Below are 21,867 nucleotides of genomic sequence, written 5' to 3'. Positions count from 1 at the left end.
AATGACCATGATTGCGACAATTGGGCATCCTCACTTACACGAACTCGTTGTACGTATACTTAAAGACAGTAGCTTGCTTCAATTCCGTCATTATGCATGTGAAGATAGCCTATTAACCGAATACGGTTCTTATGATGCTGTTCTAGGTCTACATCCAGGATTAATTTCGAATGACGGGTACGTTTCATTTAAGGAGATACCTATTTATGAACTACCCTATACCCAAGCGGCCCTTTACGCATCCTCTGTTCGCTGGTTACAGCATAACGTAAGGTCTTCGCTTCCGCTTAGTATCGACTTCACATTAGAGAATGATCAATTATTTCTTGAGGACTTACCCCGCACGTTCTTGTATACACCTTATCATCCATCAGAGCGGAAGCGAGTTATGCACCGTCATTTAGTTCACATGAAGAACGAGGAAGCAGCAGGTGTGTTGACATGTGACCCAATCATCTTATCAACCATCCTTTCAGAAGGGTTTCAGGCTGCGCTCATTTATCCAACAGCCCATTGTATCCATCTAATCGGAGAACAAATGGAGAAAGAAATCCCCCAATACAAACAAACGAACCTCCTCACACATCCATTTGGTACATTCAGAGTCGAAAATGAACATGCTCTCCAAAAGGTCCAACAACTCGGTGTTAGTGCGAAAACTCTACACCGATTACGCCAACTTTGCTACGCAAATGGGAGAAACACACTAACTACGGCTGAGCTGGCACAAGGTTTCTCCATCACGATGCGGAGTGCTCGTAGAATTCTTACACAGCTTGAACAACACAAGATTGCGAGGGTGGTAGGGGAAGAACAACGAAGCACGAAAGGAAGACCACGTTATATCTTTCACATTAATTTCAGAGATTCAGTAGAAAGTATTCTGGCAGGGTGTTCTACTGGGAGTTAAAGGAGGAGACGTTGATTGTATATCAACACCGTTCTACTTGAGAAGAATCGCTGGGCAGACGATAAACAACCATCAATCCTTATTAGTGAATGGATTGAGACATTTCGAAGGTCTGGTTTTACTGGTATAGAGCTGTGGCACTATCATGTAACAAGAGTGGAAGAGGAAGAAGTGAAGAAGCTTGCTAAGTCTAAACTACCAATCCAGATTTTCAATAGTTACGTATCCTTTACTGATGAAGATGAAGAAGAGAGAGCTCAGGTCGCCTCTTTGATTCATACCCTAAGCATTCCTCGAGTGAAAATAAACTTTGGTTCAAAGGAAGAAGAGCTTGAGACTTATGTGTCTAACTTAAAGCGATGGATGACACAACTTCCTTCGTCGTGCCAAATCCTGTGTGAGTGTCATCCCGGAACAGTTCTGGCATCGCCTCAGGTCGCAAGAGAAGTCTTATCTGAATTCTCACCTTCTAAAGTTCAAGTCATCGTTCATCCCTTTCATGAATCCGTTCAACTGAACAAATGGTTTACTTATTTGAAAATGCGCATTTCGCACATGCATTGTAGTGTTTATGAGAAACACAAGTTTCATTGCCTTAAGGAACGTGCTGAACTTGTACAAGAACGCATTCGACAACTTCAGTTCTTTCAATACAATGGAACGTATTCACTTGAATTTACAAAGGGTGTAGCCGAAGAGAATGAAAACACTTCGCTTGTCTACGAACATGCAGTTCAAGATCTTAACTTCATTCAAGCATTGCAAGAGGTGGCACGATGAACAGGGTTGCTGTCATCGGCGGAGGGGGGATAGCAGAGGATCATCTTCGAGCTTTGCAAGCCCATCCTGCTTTCCATCCTGTAGCGGTAGTAGAAATCAGGGAAGAGCGAGCACGATTATTGGAGAATGTTTTCGACCTTGCCGCTTATGAGTCCATTAACGAGATGCTTCTAACTGAAAAACCATACATGGCAATCATCGCATTGCCGCATTATCTACACAAGGAAGCAAGTCTGTTGTGTATAGAGCATGGTGTTCATCTTCTAATTGAGAAGCCAATGGCACTCTCCGTTAAAGATTGCCTTGATATACAGAATGCAGCTCAGGAGCAGAATGTGGCTATTATGGTGGCCCATACCCAGCATTACTTGTCCGAGAATCTTGCTGCCTGTGAGAGAATAGGCAGGGGAGACTTAGGTGAGTTGCTTATGGTACATGAAGAGCGTTATATTGATTACTTTCACCAAGAACGCCCGAGCTGGTTTCTTTCAAAGGAGTTAGCTGGGGGCGGGATTGTCATGAACTTAGGTTCACATAGTATAGATAAGGTACAATGGCTTACTGGCCAATCCTTTCAGTACGTCAAGGCAACATGTACGTTCCAAGAACAGATACAGGGCTGTGATGTCGAAGGAAGTGGATTTCTGTATTTTGAAACGAATCACGGGGTTCCCGTTTCTATTAGTTTATCTGGTTACGAACAAGGCCAACGCCAAAGGACTGAACTGGTGTATCGGAAAGGCAGGGTAGTGATTGAAATGGGGAAGGGGGCTACCCTTATTAAACAAGGGGGAGAAGAAGAGTCTCTTCAATACCGTAAAGATTCTTATAGTCCATTATATAGACAATTAGAAGACTTTCATGGTTATCTAACTAATGGAGGTTCGCTCACGTGTGATGGACCGTATGCCACATCCGTTGTGCATGCTGTAGAATGCGCTTATCGTTCTCATAGTAAGAAGAGAATGATCGATCTAATAAACACCGAGCCACTCTAGGAAGAAGAGAGCTCGGTGTTTGCTTTAGGTTCAAGAGAGTCGCGGATTGTTTTTACATTTTCATAGTTTTTCCCGTAATCAATAAGAGTTTGTTTCGCTAGCGGGCGGCTTTCGATATGTATATGGGTTACTGTGAAGTCTTCTTCTCTCAATTGAATATTCACAACTTCTCCAAATGTCTTCCAAGTTGCTCCAGTATGGGCAACTAAGGACCCCTCTTGTTTGTTTTCTTCCTTAATTTCAACATCCTTTAAGAGAGTCAATGACTGCTTGCAACGTTCAAATGCGTCCTCAATTCCTACATGTAAAGACAAGTCATCTTGTTGATGAACACCCTTCGAGCCTTTCCCGCCCAGTTTCTTTCCTGAAACAAAGTCCGTAATTCCAAGTACAACTGTCATGAATAACCCGAAGAACAGTCCAGCAACAATTCCTGACGATACTCCATCTTCACCAAGAAGCGTAAATAAAAGACCCATTGCAACACCAAATAAGATACTTGAGAACAAAAATACTTTCACATACTTCATCCATGCTAACCTCCTTGTTACGATTCGTCACAAACCTTTCATGATTCTAGTTCCAAATGACGTATGAAAGGATTGCGCTACATAATACACTAGAAAGTATACACGGTCTTTATACCCTAAATATTGGAGGAATGAGCATGATTTCGAAAAAAAATCAAACAATTGTGTATGAAACGGTTCCTGTATTGGAAGAAAAGGGCGTTGCCATTACAACAGCCTTCTACAAACAACTGTTCAGCAACCATCCAGAGCTTTGGAATGTATTTAATCATCGCAATCAAGAAGAAGGCAAGCAACAAAAGGCGCTTGCACATGCTTTATTACTTGCAGCAAAACACATACAACACCTCGATCAGCTCACTCCGGTGGTTCAACAGATTGCACATAAACATCGAAGCGTTGAAGTGAAGCGGGAGCATTATCCTGTTGTAGGTTACTATTTACTTCAAGCGATGAGAGAGGTTCTAGAACTGCCGGAGGACCATCCTGTACTTCTTGCTTGGAAAGAGTATTATTACGCTTTAGCGGACGTATTTATCACAGCAGAACAACAGCTCTATAAGGAAGCGGCTGAACAAAGCGGGGGATGGGAAGGGGAAAGAGCCTTTACTGTGACTTCTATAGTAGAAGAAAACGCTACTATGAAATCGCTCTATCTTTCACCAGCCGACGGAAAGGAAATCCCACTATTTGAGCCAGGTCAATATGTGACCTTATACCATCGAATTCCAGAAGAACCATACACCCATATTAGACATTACAGCCTTTCGAACGCTTATCAGCCCGGGGTATACCGAATTACTGTAAGAAAAGAAGGGGAAGGCACGACTAGAGGGAAGGTCTCTCATTATCTACATAACCACATAACACTTGGAGATCAGCTCTCTCTAACAGCACCGGCTGGAACGTTTACGTTAAATCGTGGAGATAAGAACCCTGTTGTTTTACTTGCAGGTGGGTCAGGGATTACACCGTTGATTAGCATGATGAACACCATCGCAAACGAAACCCCAAAACGTTCTGTAAAGCTACTTACAGTGAACCGGAGTAAGTTCGATCATCCATTTATGGAAGAACTAGAACAACTCACTGAGAAAATGGAAGATACACACGTTCAATACATCCCTAGTGGAAGTGCTGCCGAAGTAAACAGAGACGATATACAGCAGCTGATAATTGAACAAATACGTATGTGCGCTGAAAATACGGAATACTACATTTCTGGACCCGAAACGTTTGTAACGGATCTAATGCATGTGTTAGAGAAGCAAGGTGTTTCTGCTGAATCTATAAAAACTGAGGTATTTAATCCAACTGTATAAATAAAGATCGACTTATAATCGAATGTCAGAGCGCCTCGGTTCAATTCATATCGAGGCGCGTAGAATCATTTATAAAATGGTTAGAGACAGTGTTTGAAATCTTAATCATCAAAACTTATCTACATATGACACCATACGGATTTAAATTATAAGACCTGTTAGCATTCAGTTGTAATAGGGGAATGAGAAATATAATGCGTGGTCCTAAAGTTAAGTTTAAAATTTAGGTTTACATAATATATATTATAGGAAGTTAAAATAAAAATCGACATCTCATCTCAATAAAGATGTATACTTAAGATATTGAGAAATTTGAGATAAAATATAGCATCCACTTATCATATGTAATTTCAATGAGCTAAATCATTTTATAATGAATGATCAATTGTTCTGATAATCTATACATTAACTTATTCAATTGTAATTTATGTTCATAATCCTTACTCGAACGCATTTCTTAATTCCAGTAACACTTCTCAGTAAACTCATTTATAGTTGGTAAATTGTCTATTCATATACACTTCATCTTCATTTCTTCAACGAACCACGGGCTAGTGCCCAACATCTAATTTCCTTACGCATTTGTAATCACAACTCATTCTTATTGTTTATAAGCATTTCACACACCTGCCCATAGAATTTTCTTCTTAAATCCATACTACATCCCATAATAACCCTCATTCGTGTGTATTCTATTAACCTAACAAGCTCTGTTAGTTAATTAAAGAACGAACACCTCTTGAACAACGAACTATCCGCTAATTCCTTCATGCACTTGACTCAATTTCCAACAAGACTCGACATTATCCTATTCTTCCCTCCTTCTTTCTGCATAAGATATATCGATTCTATTGTAGAAAGAAGGTGTAACTATGTCTGATCGTTACAACTCTCGTAGAGATTCCAATTGTACGATTGCATGTGATATTGCAAGCTTAGCAAGGTTTATTGAAGACAATTTCTGCTGTGCAGATACGATTGGCCTAACGTTCATTGAACAAGGCACTGCTAGTATTGCTACAGGTCAATACGTTGAAGTTCGTGATGCAGTTGTTGTTGTTAAGAACTTGCTGCGTGAGAACACAACAAGCTACGTACCACTCTCCAAAGTTGATAGTGTTGAAAAAGGTCCTGGGTTAGATACCCCTATTCCGGCTCCTTCCACTACAGAAGAATAAGTTTACAAAAACCCGCTTAACTTTGTGATTGATTAAGCGGGTTTTTCTTATTAGGACGTAGCCTCTAATTTTTCTTTCTTTTGCTTTTGTTCGTCTTTCTCAATTCGGTATGAGGTTACTTTCTCACGTACAAGTTTCTCATTTTCTTTTCTTGTTAATAGTTTCACAAATAAATCTTCTACAAGATAACACGTTTTTTGATAGATACCCATCGAACCTTCTCCTATCGTACCATTTTCTTCGCAACATAGAATCTTCTCCCTAGCCAACCGGTCATAGCAGTACCAATGAATAGTGAGGTGTTTCTTGTATTCTCTCGCTGCTTTTCTTCGTATATAGCTCTTCCCTTGTCGTAATAATGAGAGTACATTTCCTTAGAAATTTGGACATCGTCAGCTCTATTGTATTCCTCTCCAATTAATCCTTGTTCATAGGCTGCGTCAGCTTCTCTTTCTCGATCTAAATTCTCACCGAAACCTTCTTTGAACCAATCATTGTAGTGTTCTTTCTCATAGCTAGGATTTGCTTTCAATTCATTAAATGCCGCTTCATATCCAAGAGAAGAATACGTATTCTTTAGTTCGGCTCTTCCCTCTTTTAACCCTTTACGGTAAGCCTCTTCATATCGTTCCTCTTGATAAACTTGAGACTTCTCTTCTTGGTCGTTACGTCCATCTTTCAATCCTGTCTCATATGCTTCTTGTTCGCGCTTAACCGCTAACTCTTCGACCGCTTGTCCATATCCGCTTTCATAAGCTCGAAATAACTCTTCGTGATTGGAATACTGATTTGATACGTCCAGTTCCTCTCCATTAAGACCATCATTGTAGCCTTCTTGATTCGCAGATTGTTTCTCTTGGTCAAGCTTTTCTTGCCCTTCTGCATACCCATTCTCATATCCAGTCGTATATCCAGATTTATAGGCATCACTGCCATCTGTACTGAATTCCACATCTTTAGAAGAAGTTCCAGCATATCCAGCTTCTTGCCCAGCGTGATATCCATCTTGTTCACCAGTCGTACGGTCATTTTCGTCTTGTTGAGCTTGACTATGGTTTATCTTTGTTAAGTCATACGAACCAGGTGCTTCACATGGTATCCCATCATCCACGACATTCCCGAATCCATCTAACCGTTCAGGGTCATATTCTTTCGTATATCCTTTCGCATTCCAATACGCAACAACCTCATCATAGCTACTAAAATCAGAACAGTCTTTATCATGTTGTTGTGACGTAGACGGAGAAGAAGACGAACTTGAAGTACTAGAGGACGTTCCACTATTGTGTGAATGGTACCCTGTACACAACCCTTTATTTATCGATTTTTGTGAACAATTGTGACCTCCGCTACTATCCGTTCTTCCTGAATGCGCATAACTTAGTTCTGGATAGAGAGACATCACAATCGTTCCAATTAGTATAAGACTATACATGCGTTTTTTCATAACTTCTTCCCTTTCAATTTTTATGTACCTTCATTATTAATACATGATTCTTATGTAATATCAACCAAATTTGTATTTTAACCCTTTGTTCCTTGTATTATGTACTACATGATGTAACTGGTGTTTTTGTATAATAATTATCATATGTGTATATTTTGATAAAATTTTCGAGGGTTTCATTCATACTGTTGCATATATACAATTTTCGAAGCAATAACAGCTTTATGTTAAATTGAGTTATTATACAGATGAACCTAGAAGCATAGCACCTGGATGGATTTTCCATCGGATTAAAATGTATCAAAAAATAGAGAGGGTAAACCCTCCCTCTCCGCTTCACAATCTTAGGGTCTTACTGAGCCCTTCATTTCTTTACTATATAGAGCTAAGCTACGTTTCAAGTAAGTATGTGAATCACTGCAACAATAAAGAGAAGGCGAATTCATATGCGAATTCGCCTTCTCTGGTTCATACTTTGCTATTAGTTTCTATTGTGCTTGCTTTTGCTCTCTTTGAGATGGGATTCCTAAGATTTCTTCATATACTTCCTGTAATTGCTGGGAAGGTCTTGTCCAACTAAACTTCTCAGCTTCAGCACGAGCTTCATCTCTCATATGCTGATGAAGGTCTGAATCTTCAAGCTTACGCACAGCTTCTATTAGGCTTGAAGTGTCTTCGTTTTCGAATAATAATCCTGTGCGTTCATCATCTACCTGCTCCATTGTAGGCCCGCTCTTCGCAGCGATGACTGGTAATCCAGATGCCATTGCTTCTAAGATGACTAATCCTAACGTTTCTGTGATGGATGGGAAGATAAAGGCATCTGCTGATGAGAAGGCTTGCGCTAACTCTTCACCGTGTAAGAATCCAGTAAAGATTGTATTCGTACCTTCAAATTTAGACTCTAACTGTTCACGGACAGGGCCGTCCCCGACGATCGCAAGTCTTACATCGTCACGTTGTTCTAATAAAGGCTTTAGCTTGTGTATTTCTTTCTCTGGTGCCAAACGTCCAACAAAGACGAGTAGCTTCTTATGAGGCTCACCACCACTAAGACGATTTCTCATGTCTTCATTGTAATACGTTGGGTGGTAGTTTTCGATGGCTACTCCTCGTTGCCATACGTTTACGTTGTAGAATCCATGTTTGTCGAGTTCATCTTTGACAGCTTGTGATGTACATAAGTTGTAATCTGCCTGATTATGAAGACGTTTGAAATGCCACCATAGCAACGGTTTAAGCGGATATAAATTATAATAATCTAAGTATTTCGGTACGTGCGTATGGTATGAGGCGACTAGAGGGAACTGTAGTTGTTTCGCATATTTCACTCCAGAAACGCCTAAAAGGGCTGGATTTACGACATGTACAAGGTCAGGTTGATGTTTCTCAAGAATCCCTTTCACCTTTTTATTCGGCAATGCAAATGGTCGATAGCGATAAAATGGCAAGTTGGTCGCCTTCACGCCTTCGATGATTGCACCTTCAAATTCGGTTACACCTAAGTCTGGTGCAATGACTATAACTTCATGATCATTGCTACGCAGGTGTTTAATGGCTTTGGTTAACCTCGTTACAACCCCGTCGGTGGATGGTAAGAATGTCTCCGTAATAATCGCTATTTTCACAGTTCATACTCCTTTGTCATCCTGATTTGTTGACAGTTTTCCACTTTCAGGACAATTTCAATCCCTATTACTATATCACTGTTCCCTCTGCAAAACAAAAGGCTGAAGGATTCGCTTCAGCCATCAAGTACTATTGAGCTTGATGAAACTTATCTTCTACAACTTCCTGGTAGTAATCAAGTAGTTGCTGGGATGGGGTAATCCAACTATATTGTTCTGCTTCATTACGTGCATTCTTCTTCAACGTATGAAACAAGAGGTCATCCTCAAGCTTATGGACCGCTTGGAGCATACTCTCTGTATCTTCATTCTCGAATAACAGTCCAGTACGCCCATCTTGTATTTGCTCAAGCGTTGGCCCGCTCTTGGCTGCAATAACGGGTAGACCAGAAGCCATCGCTTCTAATATAACAAGGCCAAATGTTTCTGTGATGGATGGGAAGATAAACGCATCTGCTGACGCATAGGCTTCACCAAGCTCTTTACCATGAAGAAACCCTGTAAACACAGTATTCGTCCCTTTAAAGAGTAGCTCAAGACTCTCTCGTTCAGGACCATCCCCTACAATCGCAAGCCTAACGTTAGGATCTCGTTCAAGCAGCGGCTTGATTTTATACACTTCTTTCTCAGATGCAAGTCGCCCAACAAATAGAAGCAGCTTTTTATTAGGTTCTCCGCCCGATAAACGATTTCTCATCTCATGGCTATATTGATCTGGTCCAAATCGATCTAAATCTACGCCACGCTCCCAAATATGCATGTTATGAAATTTACGGTCAATTAGCTCTTGTTTCACTGCATGTGACGGACATAAATTCAAATCAGCGTAACTATGAAGCTTTTTAAAGTACCACCACATAAGGGGCTTAAAGGCTTGCAACCGATAATAATTCAAGTATTGTGGCACATTGGTGTGATAGGATGCGACCATTGGGTAATTAAACTTTCTAGCGTAATAAATCCCAGCAGAACCGAGCAGCGCTGGATTTACAATGTGAATGAGATCTGGGTGAAAATCTTTAATGATCTTCCCTACTTTTCGTTGCGGTAGTGAGAATTTCTTAGACTTGTAGAAGAAGAATGAACGGCAAGGAACTCCGATGACCTTTGCTCCTTCAAATTCTGATACGCCTAAGTCTGGAGCAATGACAATGACTTCATTCCCCTGTTTGACGAACCAACGAATTGCTTCACATAATCGTGTGACAACACCATCAGTTGAAGGTAGAAAGGTTTCTGTAACGATTGCAATCTTCATGCTCTACTCACTACTCCTTTACGACTCCTTCACTGTGTTAGGAAGGATCTAGTATTTCCATTCATCCTTGCTGTAATCTGCTCTTCCGTGGAATATAGCCGTATCGTTTGGTTTGTTATTAACATCATATCAAGACATACAAAGAAATAGCATTGTGATTTTGTTCAATATCGTAAAGAATCTGTAAGGTTGGTAAACGTTAGGTAAATAACTTATTTACTTAAGGAATACTCGGAGTTGCTACTATGTCAAGACGTGGTTATAATAGAAATAGATACATAGAGTGTGTAAATATGGCTATCAGCCTAGTATCATCCACACAATTCATAAGGTGGTGAGGAACGTGTCCAACAAGAACAACCCTAAAAAGTTTGCGCTTAATATGTCAGCCGCTCAATTCACGAAATTCTATATCCTTCATTTGCTGCACAAACGAAATTCCATGATCTCTGAACATTTCAAAGAGGAGTTTAGTAAGCTTACTGGGAATTGGCAGCCTGCCCCCTCTACATTGCTGGATACGCTTCACGATATGACAGAGGAAGGATTGTTACAGCGTCGAGAGGATTATAAATCCGAAGTGAAACGACGTCAGAAAGTGTACTGGTATCGTGTCACTGAAAAAGGTAGCGAAGAATTCGAGATCGAGAAGAAACATTATAAACTACTATTTGATGAACAAATCGATATTTTAAAGCGCATCATGCGTGAAGTATATACGTAAAAAAGACAGAGTCCGCCTTTGTCTTTTTTTTACTTTTATAAGGGTGAAGTTTTTCAATCTCCTCCCTCCTATATTATAATGAGAATAGTTGTTTGAATATTCTATATTAGGAGGAATTACATGGTAGATGCTGTCTGGATTCCCACGGAAGAAGAAATGAAGACGACTCGATTGTTTCAATGGATGGAGAAATTGGGCTTTACCGACTACGATTCGTTCCACAAACAAACCATAACCGATATTAGTCAGTTTTGGTCGCAGGCTGAACAAGAACTAGGCATTCAATGGTTTACTCCTTATCAATCCGCGCTCTCCTTACGAGATGGCGCCCCCTTCCCCCACTGGTTCGAAGGTGGTACGTTAAATGTATGCTATAACGCCGTCGATCGCTGGGCGTTACGCGCCGACACCACCCACCTCACAGCGCTTCAATGGGAGGATGAGAATGGGTCGATACGTACGTACACGTTCGCTGAACTGCTAGACGAAGTGCAGAGAGTTGCAAATGGATTGACTGAATTAGGTGTTCAAGAACGAGATGTCGTGATGTTGTACATGCCCATGATTCCTGAAACCGTCATCTCCATGCTTGCTCTCTCAAGAATTGGTGCCATTTATTGCCCCGCTTTCTCAGGATACAAGAAAGAAGCACTCATCCCTAGACTTCAATCCTCTAAAGCCCGGTTCATCATCACAGTAGATGCCTCAAGACGGAGAGGTAAGATTGTCCCCATGAAACCAACAACTGATGAAGCTTGCGCCTATTCCCCAACTGTCGAGAAAACCATCGTCGTCACGCATACTCATACACCTGTACAATGGAATAAAGACCGAGATATAGACTGGAATACATTACGCAATTATGAAAGCGATTACAAGTGCGTGGAATGTACCAGTGACCATCCCTTCATGCTCATCTACACATCAGGTACGACAGGTAACCCAAAAGGTACCGTGCATACCCACGCCGGATTTCCCATCAAAGCGGCTTTCGATGCAGGGATTTGTATGGATGTGTGCCAACATGACACCTTCTTCTGGTATACCGATATGGGATGGATGATGGGCCCTTTCCTTGTATATGGAGGGTTACTTAACGGAGCCAGTATCTTGCTCTATGAAGGGACACCTGATTATCCAAGGCGCGATCAGTTGTGGTCACTAGCAGCACGCCATCGTGTCACGCATCTCGGTCTCTCCCCTACATTGATTCGCTCTATGATGCAATATGGTGAAGAATGGACAGAAGCGTATTGTTTTGACCATTTAAAAGCGATAGGGTCTACAGGGGAACCTTGGAACAGAGAACCTTGGATGTGGTTGTTCCAACAAATAGGGAAATCCAGAACGCCGATTGTGAATTATTCAGGAGGAACTGAAATTTCTGGAGGAATTTTAGGCAACGTCCTCATCAAGCCTATCAGCCCAGTTACGTTTAATGCCGCTTTACCAGGCATGGATGTGAGTATTCTGAATGAAGACGGTGCTTCTATAGAAGGAGTAGTTGGTGAATTGGTTCTACAGAAGCCTTGGGTCGGGATGACCAATAGTTTCTATAAAGATGATAAGCGATACCTCGATACATATTGGTCTCGCTTTGAAGATACGTGGGTGCACGGCGACTGGGCAATCGTTGATGAGGAAGGCTATTATACAATAACAGGACGTTCTGATGACACATTATCTGTAGCTGGGAAACGCATTGGCCCTGCTGAGATTGAATCTATATTCATGAAACTTGACTATGTTAAAGAAGCAGCGGTAATTGGAGTTCCACATGCCGTCAAAGGAGAAACTCCCGTGCTCTTTCTCGTCCTAGCAACTGGATATTCTCATAACGATGAATGGACGAAAGAGCTGTACGAGTACGCAGAACTCTCATTAGGCAAAGCAATCTCCCCAAGCACCATTCATTTCGTTCAAGACCTACCGAAGACAAGGAACGCGAAGGTAATGAGGAGAATGGTGAAAGCCGCTTATTTAAATGATGTCCCTGAAGATTTATCAGCCTTAGAAAACCCTGAAACCTTACGTGAAATTCAGCAATTTACAAGCTAAGCCCCTGAATGAGAATGAGAGAAACGTGGTTGGATAAGCTAACGATAAGAAATGTTGAAATGAGGGGTCGTTATGCACATTCAACCACACTGTTGGACAGAACACGGACAGCTAGATGTTGTTATGCTCTGTCCTCCTTCTAATTTAGATGTTCCAGATCAGCAAACAGCTCAAGATGTTCAATGGACGGAACCCGTTCAGCAGAAAAAAGCTAAAAAGGCACACGAACGGCTTTATAGGGCTCTTGAGAAGCAGAACGTTCAAATTGTGAATTATGCGGATTATTTATCGAAAGAAGACCGCCAGCTAAATGAGCAGCTCATTAACCGCATTTTCGTACGAGATCTTGCTTGTGTATTCGGAGAGACCGTTATCCCTGGCGAGGCTGGCACATCAATGAGAAAGCCTGAGTACGTGCAATCTCACTTGCTCATGAAAGATTGGTTTAAACAAGGTTCTTTCCTCATAAACGATAACAATGACTTAAAAGGACTTGAATACGGAGATGTACACGTTCTAAGTAAAGATGCTGTCTTAATCAACGTAGGGATTCGAACAAGCCTGTCAAGCGTTGAGAAAATAAAAGACCTCCTCTTCAAGGCTGGATTCTCGGAGATAGGCATTATCGATTTGCCTCGCCGTCCAGATACGTTGCATTTGGATATGAATTGTAACGTAGCCGCTCCAGGAGTCTTTCTTTCAAAGAGTTACCTACGCTTTATGCCAGTCATGATAACTACACAAGACAAAGTCAAGCATGCAATGTTGGCTGATTTTCTAGGTAGGCATGGCTTTGAAGTTTATTGGGTTACGGATGTAAACACAATTCCAGACATTAACTTTCTATGTTTAGACCCTGAGACACTTCTAATCAGCACGAAGGCAAACAAAAAAATCTTTAAATCACACCCCGTGTTAAAGAAACAAAAATTAATTGAGGTAGATGTAGCGGAGCTTGAGAAAGGCGGCGGAGGCATCCGATGTATGACGCTACCGTTCGTCCGTAAATCTTGACGTTTAGTTTTCCTTACAACAATGATCCATACTAATTTAAACGAATCACTCCTTGTCTCTATGGTAGACGGCTTTGTTATTCAGTACTATTAGGGTAATAACGAAATTTAAAGCTTAGAGGATAGAACCTCTAAGCTTTTTCTATTCGCTTGACGAATAGATGCAATGAGCTATACTTGAAAGCATTATTATCAATGAAAGTAGGTGTCGTGATTGAATATAACGATTCGGCAAGAAACACCACAGGATATGTCGAGGATTGAAGAGGTTATTAAGCATGCGTTCTTGAAGGAACCTCTTAGCGACCAAAATGAACATCACCTAGTAAGGGCGATAAGACAATGTGATGGCTTTATCCCAGAACTCTCTTTAGTCGCACTAGATGAAACCGAAACTATAGTCGGGCATCTATTGCTTTCAAAGATTAATATAGTTAAGCGCGATCATGCAGTTGATTCATTAGCACTTGCACCAGTTTCTATTATACCTGAGTACCAACGTAAAGGAATTGGGAGCATGCTAATTCGTGAGGCATTGCAACGCGCCACAACACTAGGATACTCTTCTGTCATCGTGTTAGGACATGAGGATTATTATCCAAGGTTCGGGTTTAAACCCGCTAGTCATTGGGGAATTAAAGCACCCTTCGATGTCCCGGATGAATCATTTATGGCATTGCCACTCAATGGGCATTCGCTTGATAACATTCAAGGTGTGGTACATTATCCAGAAGCATTTAATAGTTAATGAACGTGATAAGCCGGTCCACACTAAGTGGCCGGCTTTATTTGTCGTTTTAACTAGTGTGAATATCAACTGTCGGTATAACGATTGAATTGTTCGCTAAACGATTCATGATCATCCATCTTTACATAAATCGCAGTGACCACTTTCTTCTTCCCTAAGAATCGGCGAATTTGAACAGGCTCTTTCAATCGAATGATATAAGGTGGCGGTTCTTTTTCTAGACCATGGAAAGCGAGTTCAACAGCATCGTCTTTCGGAAGTTCCGTGTTCTTATACATCCCCTCTATCTCGCCCCAAGTGATTATCCCATATTCCCGAATCCCTTTTTGGAAATGGAAGCCCGTTTCATCCAGTACAATTGGCGAGAGTCGTATGGCTTGGTAGTCTGCAATGATAAGCAGCAAGAGGTATATATCTAATGCCGTGACAATCCAAGCTGCAAGATGACTGTACTGGGCTACCATCAGATGGACCGCAATAATTTCTATGACCATGGCATGTACGAGCATAAAGAATACACCAAGATACTCTCCACCCTTGTGGAAAGTAAATCCTTCTATTCGCTTTTGTCTAAAGCTAAATAGACTATAATAAATGGCCGCGAGATCAGTTGCTAGTATATGAAATCCAATGTGAATCTTGCGTGAATTGTTCTGATTAAGAGCAAAGGTCTGCTCTATGGCAACACTAAAGCTTGATAGAAAGTGGTAACGATTTGTTTTAGTTGCTTTATAACGCTTAATAAGTAAAGGCAGCCGCTTCACAATTATGGTTAGTAAGAAGAGTTCAAGAGATAAGATAGCAGCTTCTAGGACAAGAACGCTATTAGTAAAGTAAGACAAATACCCATCAGCATTCGCCGGTATAAGCCAATTCGAAAGGACGACCCCGAAGAGAATAAAAGCTGCTAATACCGTCCAGGAAATTCGCTTCTTGAAACCGAAGAAATACAACAGCAAAGGTAAGATAATCCCCACATCAAGTGCAGTAGCCGCTCCAATGCGATCATCAACTGGACCTGTTATGCCCATCTGCATAACTAGATAATTTGGAACAAGGATGAGAAGAAACAGAAAGAAGATGCGCTTCCAGTAAATCTGTTGATCTAGATTAGAATGATTCATCTTAATCTCGCCTCCCATTACTTCCATTCTATTGAAGACCGGACGGAATACTTAGGTTTATCAAAGTTGTCTCGAAATGTACAAGCATAACCTGCATGCATAACTTCAACTTGTTAGCCCTATTTGTTTTTTCACGAACTCTGTTAGTAACTCTTCCGCGAAATAAAATCCAAATTGTCTTTTGCCTTTATGTATATCTCGCGTAATTTGAGTGAACAAACGTTCCGCTCGTGCATCATCTCCATCTAATTTCGCCAAGATTGCCTGACTCCTCTTATAGCTTATGGGTTCTATAGGGGTTAACTGTTTATGCAAATCGTACAGATGCTTTCTATTGTTACCACCTTGAACGAGACAATGTATTTGTCTAAGATGAGTCGCAAATTGCATTTCAATCTTATTTGCCTTCGTTACAGGGATCTCCTTAAAGGGACGAACTAATGCTGAAGCTGCTTCGTACCCTTCTAGAACAAATGTGTGGTAAAAGAGCATGTATAAGGCTGCAATGTTGTCTTCACTAGGCGATACACACTTTGCATAATGAAGCGCGTCTTCTGACCATTCCTTGGGATGGAGGGGGGTAAGGAATTCTTTCATAAGCAAGAGACTGGCCACGTACCGTTCAGCTCCAGAACCTCCTTTATAAAGTTGATATAGCCCTTCCCCATCAGACCCTTTGAAAGGAAGTAGTGTGACGGTTGCAATCACCGCATGAATAATCGCAAAGTAGATTAAAAACTCTGATTCCATGACACTATTTGCTAGCAAGCTACCAATGACGAATAAGACTGAAAATAGAGGCCCACCAAAAACAAACCACCAATGTTGCTTGACAAGCTTCGCCATATCGCTAGTTAAAGGAGTACAACTCGTTACGCCTCCAATAAAAATCCAAGAGTTGTTAACCTTAATCTGTAACTCCCCCATGTTCTCAATTGAAAGGAGACCGACCTTTAAGTAATTGAATCGATATCCTGCACGCACCCCAAGGAGCGCATGACCCAGTTCGTGAATGAACAACACTCCAAAGACTAGCAACTGCAAGATAAAGAGTAGATTACCGATTTCCCTATAACTCGTAAATTGGCAAAGGATGAGGATGATTGTAAGAATGACGCTAACCCCGACCGGCTTTGTAATGACCTTCACATTTCTTCGACCTCTTTCATTTCTTAGGAGTCATTGCTTCCTTCTATAATACTTCTGATGATGTGTCTTGTATCGTACTCATGATTAGAGTGTTCAACAATCTTTGGGGCAGTTGAGAAGAGTAGATTGTTTATCTCCTTTATGCTATAGCCTTTGTGATGGAACATCATCACCCTCCCCTTTACATCCTCAAGATAGTTCAGTTTTCTTTGTAAAGCTTCTTTTCCATTGGGGATAAATCCACTATGCTGACAGAACATCTCTTGAAAGTCGAGTTTCAGTACTTCTTGTATGGATTGAATCATGTCGTTAATGGATTCACTTTCCATAATGACCTTTGGCTCGTCATGGAGATAAAGATCTCCTGAGAACAACCTGCCTCGATCTTTGTCAAACAACACAGTATGATTCTTCTCATGCCCTGGTGTATGAATGACGTCGTATGTATGTTTGTTACATTGAATCTCATCCCCATACGGAAGCGGTGAAAAAGGCTTTCGATCTCCCCAAATCTTTTCCCGGTATAATGGCAGGGTTGCTTCTCTTTCACAGTCTTCTATGGCTTCTTTTCTAATGTAAATGGGAACGTTCTTTTCCCTTTGTAGCCATGCAGCCGTTCCTGTATGGTCTTCATGAACGTGCGTTAAACTAACAAACTCAATAGCATGTTCTAAATAAAATGGCTTAAATACCTGTAACATGCGCGATGCACCTGTGTCGACCAACATATGATCAATATAAAAGACGTACACAGACATAGAGAAGTTCCCATACCTTACATTCCCCAGCAGAGACATGACCTCACCATGTTGGTTTAATTCCATTCTATCCACCCCCCGCATACCATTATCTTACATATCTACCTAAATTCCTAGCTGGTTTTCTCTAGAAAGTCAAAACACATTAGCCTCCGTATGGTGCAGGAGTCTAATGTGTCGTAACCATCTTATAAGATTAGCGTTTCTCTGCTATAACCATCCACTCGTCTACGGTGAAAGAGTCCACTTGGTCATCCGTAACTTTGACCGTGATATAGGATGCAATTGACTCTGATGCATCTAAGAAGTACGATTCGATTTCACCTTGCTTCTCCTTAGACTCAACTGTTCGTTCGACCCACTCACGAAACTCCAATTCCTTCTTCCGGCTAGACTCTATCTTAATACGAAGGGCATGGCGGTTGAGGAGTGTGGACCATTCTTGGATGGATAAAGCGCGTGCATGACTCGGGTCTCTTTCTTTCTCAAATGTATGGAAGAACTGAGCATACATTTCTTGTTCTGGTGACACGTTATCTATAAATAAAAAGTGTCCTCCTGGCTTTAACACGCGTTTCACTTCTTTAATAAACTGCTCTGGGTGCGGGAAATGATGAGCCGCAATTCGGCATGTGACTAGATCAAAACTATGGTCGATGAATGGCAATTGTTCAGCGTCTGCCACAATATAGTACGCATTGTCTGCATCGATTGATTGACGAGAATGCTCTACCATTTCTTTCGTCAAATCTGTAACAAATATAGATTTCACATGAGATGCCAACGCTTTGGCCGTATGTCCGCCACCGGTTGCAATATCAAGAGCCACAGTATCTTTGGTAGGCCTCAGCCAATCGATCATACTCTTTAAATCTTCTCCAGTAGAGTGAGTTCGACTAGACACATATTTGGAAGCATTCTTTCCAAAGGTTTGTTGTACTTGCTTCTTTTGGTCCATTATTTGTCTTCCTCTCATACTTCTTGGTACATACGGCCTCTTCTTACACTGGATAGACACCATGTTTTCTTTCTGTAAATGTTACTTGTTTCGTTTCATAGGCTTCTAGCCGGCTAATTAGTTCCTGACGAAGGGCGTTTGGCTCAACAACAGCATCTACAACCATCTCAGAAGCAAGGCGGTAAATGTCGATGTTCTCTTTATATTCTTCTTGTTTCGCTTGAATGAAAGCGGGGCGTTCTTCCTCGCTTAATTGGGCAATGCGATTTGCATAAACCGCATTCACTGCCGCTTCTGGTCCCATAACCGCAATCTGAGCGGATGGCAGAGCAATACAACAATCTGGTTCGAAGGCGGGACCAGCCATAGCATAGAGGCCAGCACCATAAGCTTTACGAACGATAACTGAGATTTTTGGCACAGATGCCTCACTCATACTTGAAATCATTTTCGCCCCGTGTCGGATAATGCCTGCTTTCTCCACTCTCGTTCCAATCATGAAGCCTGGGATATCTGCTAGGAAGAGAAGCGGAATGTGGTAGGCATCACACAACTGAATAAATTTGGCCGCTTTATCAGCAGAGTCGTGGAACAAGACCCCACCTTTCATTCTTGGTTGATTGGCAATGATACCAACTGTACGCCCATCTATACGCGCTAATCCTGTTATAAGCTCACGAGCGAATAACCGCTTAATCTCACAGAAACTATCTTCGTCAATCAGTTGATGTATTAATTTATACATATCAAAAGGTGCGTTTTGGTTCTTTGGAATGAGTTCTTCGATGGAGAGGTCTTGGAGTTTAGGTGGTGTGGGTTCAATACGGGCTGGTTGTTGTCTAAAGTTTGCTGGGAAATAAGTAAGATAGCGTCGCCCAAACAGAATGGCCTCTTCTTCTGACTTTACTAGAACATCTCCACACCCTGATTCTGAGCAATGCATACGAGCACCACCCATTTCTTCAAGGGTCACTTTCTCTCCAATCACTTTCTCAGCCATACGTGGAGAGCCTAAGTACATGGAGGCATTGCCTTCAACCATCACCACAACATCACAAAAAGCCGGGATATACGCCCCACCAGCAGCAGATGGCCCAAATAATAAACAGATTTGAGGAATGCGTCCAGATAATTTCACTTGATTGTAGAAGATTCTCCCTGCACCTCTTCGGCCTGGGAACATCTCTACTTGGTCTGTAATGCGTGCTCCAGCTGAATCAACTAAGTAATACATAGGTACTTCAAGCTTCTCAGCCGTTTCTTGAATACGAATGATTTTCTCAACTGTTCTGGCACCCCAAGAGCCTGCTTTTACAGTTGAATCATTCGCCATCACACAAACAGTCTGTCCGTTGACTTTCCCAATACCTGTAACCACCCCGTCAGCAGGAAGGCTACCTTCTGCACAATTTGCAAAGAAAGCATCTTCTACATCTACGCCTTGGTCTAACAAGAGCTCAAGTCGTTTACGTACGAACAGCTTGCCTTTTTCTTCATTCTTACTATGATAGTTCTCAGGTCCACCTTTTTCTATTGCCTCAACGTGTTCACGATACGTAAGATCAGCCAACATGATGCCCCCTTTAGAATTAATCTCCCGTATAAACAGGGTCACGCTTTTCTTTGAAGGCTTGTAGTCCTTCAAGTCGGTCCTTCGTCTGTATTGTAGTTTGGTAGCATAACGCTTCCACCTTCAAACCAGACTGAATATCTAGTTCATATCCAAGGTTGATTGCTTTCTTCGCTTGTTGTAGGGATACTGGTGCATTCTTAGCGATTTGTTGTGCCCACTCAAGCGTAGCCTCTCTCAGTTGTTCTTCTGGAACTACTTTCTCAACTAGTCCTATATCTAAAGCTTCATTGGCAGAAACTTTACGTGCTGTATAAATTAACTCCTTTGCTTTACCAGGGCCGATAAGACGAGGAAGTCTTTGTGTGCCACCTGCTCCTGGAATAATGCCTAGAGAGGTTTCTGTTAAGCCCATCACTGCCGTATCTTCAGAAATACGTAAATCGCAAGCTAACGCGAGCTCAAGCCCCCCGCCAAATGCCCCTCCATTTAAACTAGCAATAACAGGAACCTTAATCGTCTCAACAGCCTGGATTGTTTGACCAATCCGCTCCACAGCGAGCGCTACTTCAGACGTATTCATACCTGAGCGCTCTTTTAAATCAGCACCTGCACAAAAGGCTTTCTCGCCAGTACCTGTTATGACAACGCAACGAATGGATTTCATATTATTAATATCTTTAATAATCCCTTGCATGGCATCTAGTAAGTGAGTAGATAACGCATTTCTTGCTTCAGGACGATTCAACGTCACGTAAGCAATGGATTCATCAATGATCTCTAATGTCACTGGATATTTCATACTTGTATGCCTCCTCTGTTCACAATACTCATTTGATGACTAGGTAGTTCTTTATTCAGATGGCCTTGAATTAAGGACGCAGCTTCTCTTAGCTTCAATTCATCAATCCCAGTGTTGTATCCCATTTCCTGAACCATATAAAGCAAATCGTCCGTTGCTAAATTTCCAGAGGCCCCTTTCGCGTACGGGCAACCCCCCAATCCACCTAATGCACTGTCAAACCGTTCGTACCCAAGCTCCATCGCTGCCCACACATTCGCCAACGCAGTTCCACGAGTGTTATGGAAATGAAGCGCAAGAGAATGCTTAGGAAAATACCGTTCAAGCTTTGTTAATACGTCTTGAACTTGCTTAGGATTGGCAACTCCAATCGTGTCACCTAGCGAACATTCATCAATTCCCATCTCAAATAGACGGTCACAAATGCGTAGCACATCATCAACAGAGACTTTTCCTTCATATGGGCAACCAAAGACAGTTGATATGTATCCTCGTACAGATTTCTGTTCTTCTTTCGCTTCTTCAATGACTTCATTTAGTACTCTATACGTGTCTCCAATCGACTTATTGATGTTCTTCTTGTTATGTGCTTCAGAAGCAGACATAAACACAGCCACCTCATCCACATCTGCCTGTAGGGCGCGCTGTAATCCTTTTAAATTAGGTACAAGCGCAGCATAGGTCACCCCCTCCTTCCGTCGAATTGCCGATGCAACTTCTAATGCATCCGCGAGTTGCGGAATCCACTTGGGGTGAACGAATGAAGTAATTTCAATGTACGAGAGTCCGGTTTGGCTTAGCGCATTAATCCATTCTATCTTCGCTTCCGTCGATAAGATTTCGGTTTCATTCTGGAGGCCGTCTCGAGGACCGACCTCCTTAATTTGAATTCGTTCAGGTAAAGGCATGACA

21 protein-coding genes are annotated in these 21,867 nt (G+C 41.7%); 9 read left to right on the top strand and 12 right to left on the bottom strand.

Annotated features, from left to right (window positions below):
- Nucleotide 1 precedes the first annotated feature (1 nt).
- The 3 genes from H513_RS0102660 to H513_RS0102650 are packed head-to-tail and all read left to right on the top strand — an operon-like array spanning nt 2 to nt 2,688.
- The gene (locus H513_RS0102660) at nt 2-910 is read left to right on the top strand and encodes a hypothetical protein (RefSeq protein WP_026799316.1); all 909 of its coding nucleotides are present in this window, start codon (nt 2-4) and stop codon (nt 908-910) included.
- Nucleotides 911-925: 15 nt separating this feature from the next.
- Nucleotides 926-1,690: an apurinic/apyrimidinic endonuclease family protein gene (locus H513_RS0102655; RefSeq protein WP_026799315.1), complete on the top strand. Its 765-nt coding sequence runs from the start codon at nt 926-928 to the stop codon at nt 1,688-1,690.
- Entirely contained in the window at nt 1,687-2,688 is a 1,002-nt protein-coding gene (locus tag H513_RS0102650) for a Gfo/Idh/MocA family protein (protein ID WP_036769896.1), read from the top strand. The genes H513_RS0102655 and H513_RS0102650 overlap by 4 nt, the downstream gene beginning before the upstream one ends.
- Here the strand turns inward: H513_RS0102650 and H513_RS0102645 are convergent.
- On the bottom strand, nt 2,685-3,218 hold the full coding sequence (locus tag H513_RS0102645; protein WP_026799313.1) for a hypothetical protein: 534 nt from the start codon (nt 3,216-3,218) through the stop codon (nt 2,685-2,687). The genes H513_RS0102650 and H513_RS0102645 overlap by 4 nt on opposite strands.
- Before the next feature lie 137 nt (nt 3,219-3,355).
- On the opposite strand from H513_RS0102645, the gene H513_RS0102640 reads away from it, so the two are divergent.
- Together H513_RS0102640 and H513_RS0102635 are read left to right on the top strand one after the other, a co-directional pair.
- Nucleotides 3,356-4,540, top strand: a complete 1,185-nt coding sequence (locus H513_RS0102640; protein WP_026799312.1) for a globin domain-containing protein — start codon at nt 3,356-3,358, stop codon at nt 4,538-4,540.
- Between the two features lie 872 nt (nt 4,541-5,412).
- Nucleotides 5,413-5,718 (top strand): hypothetical protein, encoded by a 306-nt coding sequence (locus H513_RS0102635; protein ID WP_026799311.1) that lies wholly within the window; start codon nt 5,413-5,415, stop codon nt 5,716-5,718.
- Nucleotides 5,719-5,768: 50 nt separating this feature from the next.
- Here the strand turns inward: H513_RS0102635 and H513_RS21440 are convergent, their stop codons facing one another.
- From H513_RS21440 to H513_RS0102615, 4 genes are all read right to left on the bottom strand, one after another.
- Nucleotides 5,769-5,930 carry a hypothetical protein gene (locus H513_RS21440; RefSeq protein WP_154655165.1) on the bottom strand — a complete coding sequence of 54 codons (162 nt, stop codon included), beginning with the start codon at nt 5,928-5,930 and terminating at the stop codon, nt 5,769-5,771.
- Nucleotides 5,931-5,941: 11 nt separating this feature from the next.
- Complete coding sequence (locus tag H513_RS0102625) at nt 5,942-7,165, bottom strand: YHYH domain-containing protein (protein WP_026799310.1); 1,224 nt, start codon at nt 7,163-7,165, stop codon at nt 5,942-5,944.
- 488 nt (nt 7,166-7,653) lie between these two features.
- Nucleotides 7,654-8,793: a glycosyltransferase family 4 protein gene (locus tag H513_RS0102620; RefSeq protein WP_026799309.1), complete on the bottom strand. Its 1,140-nt coding sequence runs from the start codon at nt 8,791-8,793 to the stop codon at nt 7,654-7,656.
- Nucleotides 8,794-8,923: 130 nt separating this feature from the next.
- Entirely contained in the window at nt 8,924-10,051 is a 1,128-nt protein-coding gene (locus H513_RS0102615) for a glycosyltransferase family 4 protein (protein WP_026799308.1), read from the bottom strand.
- A 343-nt stretch (nt 10,052-10,394) separates the two neighbouring features.
- Between H513_RS0102615 and H513_RS0102610 the strand changes: the two genes are divergently transcribed.
- The 4 genes from H513_RS0102610 to H513_RS0102595 all read left to right on the top strand — a co-directional run bounded on the left by H513_RS0102610 (nt 10,395) and on the right by H513_RS0102595 (nt 14,594).
- The gene (locus H513_RS0102610) at nt 10,395-10,775 is read left to right on the top strand and encodes a PadR family transcriptional regulator (protein WP_026799307.1); all 381 of its coding nucleotides are present in this window, start codon (nt 10,395-10,397) and stop codon (nt 10,773-10,775) included.
- A gap of 120 nt (nt 10,776-10,895) precedes the next feature.
- Nucleotides 10,896-12,833, top strand: a complete 1,938-nt coding sequence (locus H513_RS0102605) for an AMP-binding protein (RefSeq protein ID WP_026799306.1) — start codon at nt 10,896-10,898, stop codon at nt 12,831-12,833.
- Nucleotides 12,834-12,905: 72 nt separating this feature from the next.
- Nucleotides 12,906-13,847 carry an arginine deiminase family protein gene (locus H513_RS0102600; protein WP_026799305.1) on the top strand — a complete coding sequence of 314 codons (942 nt, stop codon included), beginning with the start codon at nt 12,906-12,908 and terminating at the stop codon, nt 13,845-13,847.
- A 213-nt stretch (nt 13,848-14,060) separates the two neighbouring features.
- Nucleotides 14,061-14,594, top strand: a complete 534-nt coding sequence (locus H513_RS0102595) for a GNAT family N-acetyltransferase (protein WP_026799304.1) — start codon at nt 14,061-14,063, stop codon at nt 14,592-14,594.
- 65 nt (nt 14,595-14,659) lie between these two features.
- Here the strand turns inward: H513_RS0102595 and H513_RS21770 are convergent, their stop codons facing one another.
- The 7 genes from H513_RS21770 to H513_RS0102560 form a co-directional block, all read right to left on the bottom strand.
- Nucleotides 14,660-15,718 (bottom strand): hypothetical protein, encoded by a 1,059-nt coding sequence (locus H513_RS21770; protein ID WP_026799303.1) that lies wholly within the window; start codon nt 15,716-15,718, stop codon nt 14,660-14,662.
- Nucleotides 15,719-15,823: 105 nt separating this feature from the next.
- Nucleotides 15,824-16,867 (bottom strand): zinc metalloprotease, encoded by a 1,044-nt coding sequence (locus H513_RS0102585; protein WP_026799302.1) that lies wholly within the window; start codon nt 16,865-16,867, stop codon nt 15,824-15,826.
- Between the two features lie 23 nt (nt 16,868-16,890).
- Nucleotides 16,891-17,691: an MBL fold metallo-hydrolase gene (locus H513_RS0102580; RefSeq protein ID WP_036769898.1), complete on the bottom strand. Its 801-nt coding sequence runs from the start codon at nt 17,689-17,691 to the stop codon at nt 16,891-16,893.
- Between the two features lie 130 nt (nt 17,692-17,821).
- The gene (locus H513_RS0102575) at nt 17,822-18,601 is read right to left on the bottom strand and encodes a class I SAM-dependent methyltransferase (RefSeq protein ID WP_026799300.1); all 780 of its coding nucleotides are present in this window, start codon (nt 18,599-18,601) and stop codon (nt 17,822-17,824) included.
- A gap of 25 nt (nt 18,602-18,626) precedes the next feature.
- Nucleotides 18,627-20,156 (bottom strand): acyl-CoA carboxylase subunit beta, encoded by a 1,530-nt coding sequence (locus tag H513_RS0102570; protein WP_026799299.1) that lies wholly within the window; start codon nt 20,154-20,156, stop codon nt 18,627-18,629.
- A gap of 16 nt (nt 20,157-20,172) precedes the next feature.
- Nucleotides 20,173-20,955: an enoyl-CoA hydratase gene (locus tag H513_RS0102565; RefSeq protein ID WP_026799298.1), complete on the bottom strand. Its 783-nt coding sequence runs from the start codon at nt 20,953-20,955 to the stop codon at nt 20,173-20,175.
- The gene (locus tag H513_RS0102560) at nt 20,952-21,863 is read right to left on the bottom strand and encodes a hydroxymethylglutaryl-CoA lyase (RefSeq protein ID WP_026799297.1); all 912 of its coding nucleotides are present in this window, start codon (nt 21,861-21,863) and stop codon (nt 20,952-20,954) included. Before H513_RS0102560 ends, H513_RS0102565 begins: the two co-directional genes overlap by 4 nt.
- Nucleotides 21,864-21,867 lie beyond the last annotated feature (4 nt).

It is taken from the genome of Pontibacillus halophilus JSM 076056 = DSM 19796, assembly GCF_000425205.1.
Taxonomy (GTDB): Bacteria; Bacillota; Bacilli; order Bacillales; family BH030062; genus Pontibacillus_A; species Pontibacillus_A halophilus.
This window is presented reverse-complemented; position numbering and strand designations above follow the sequence as displayed.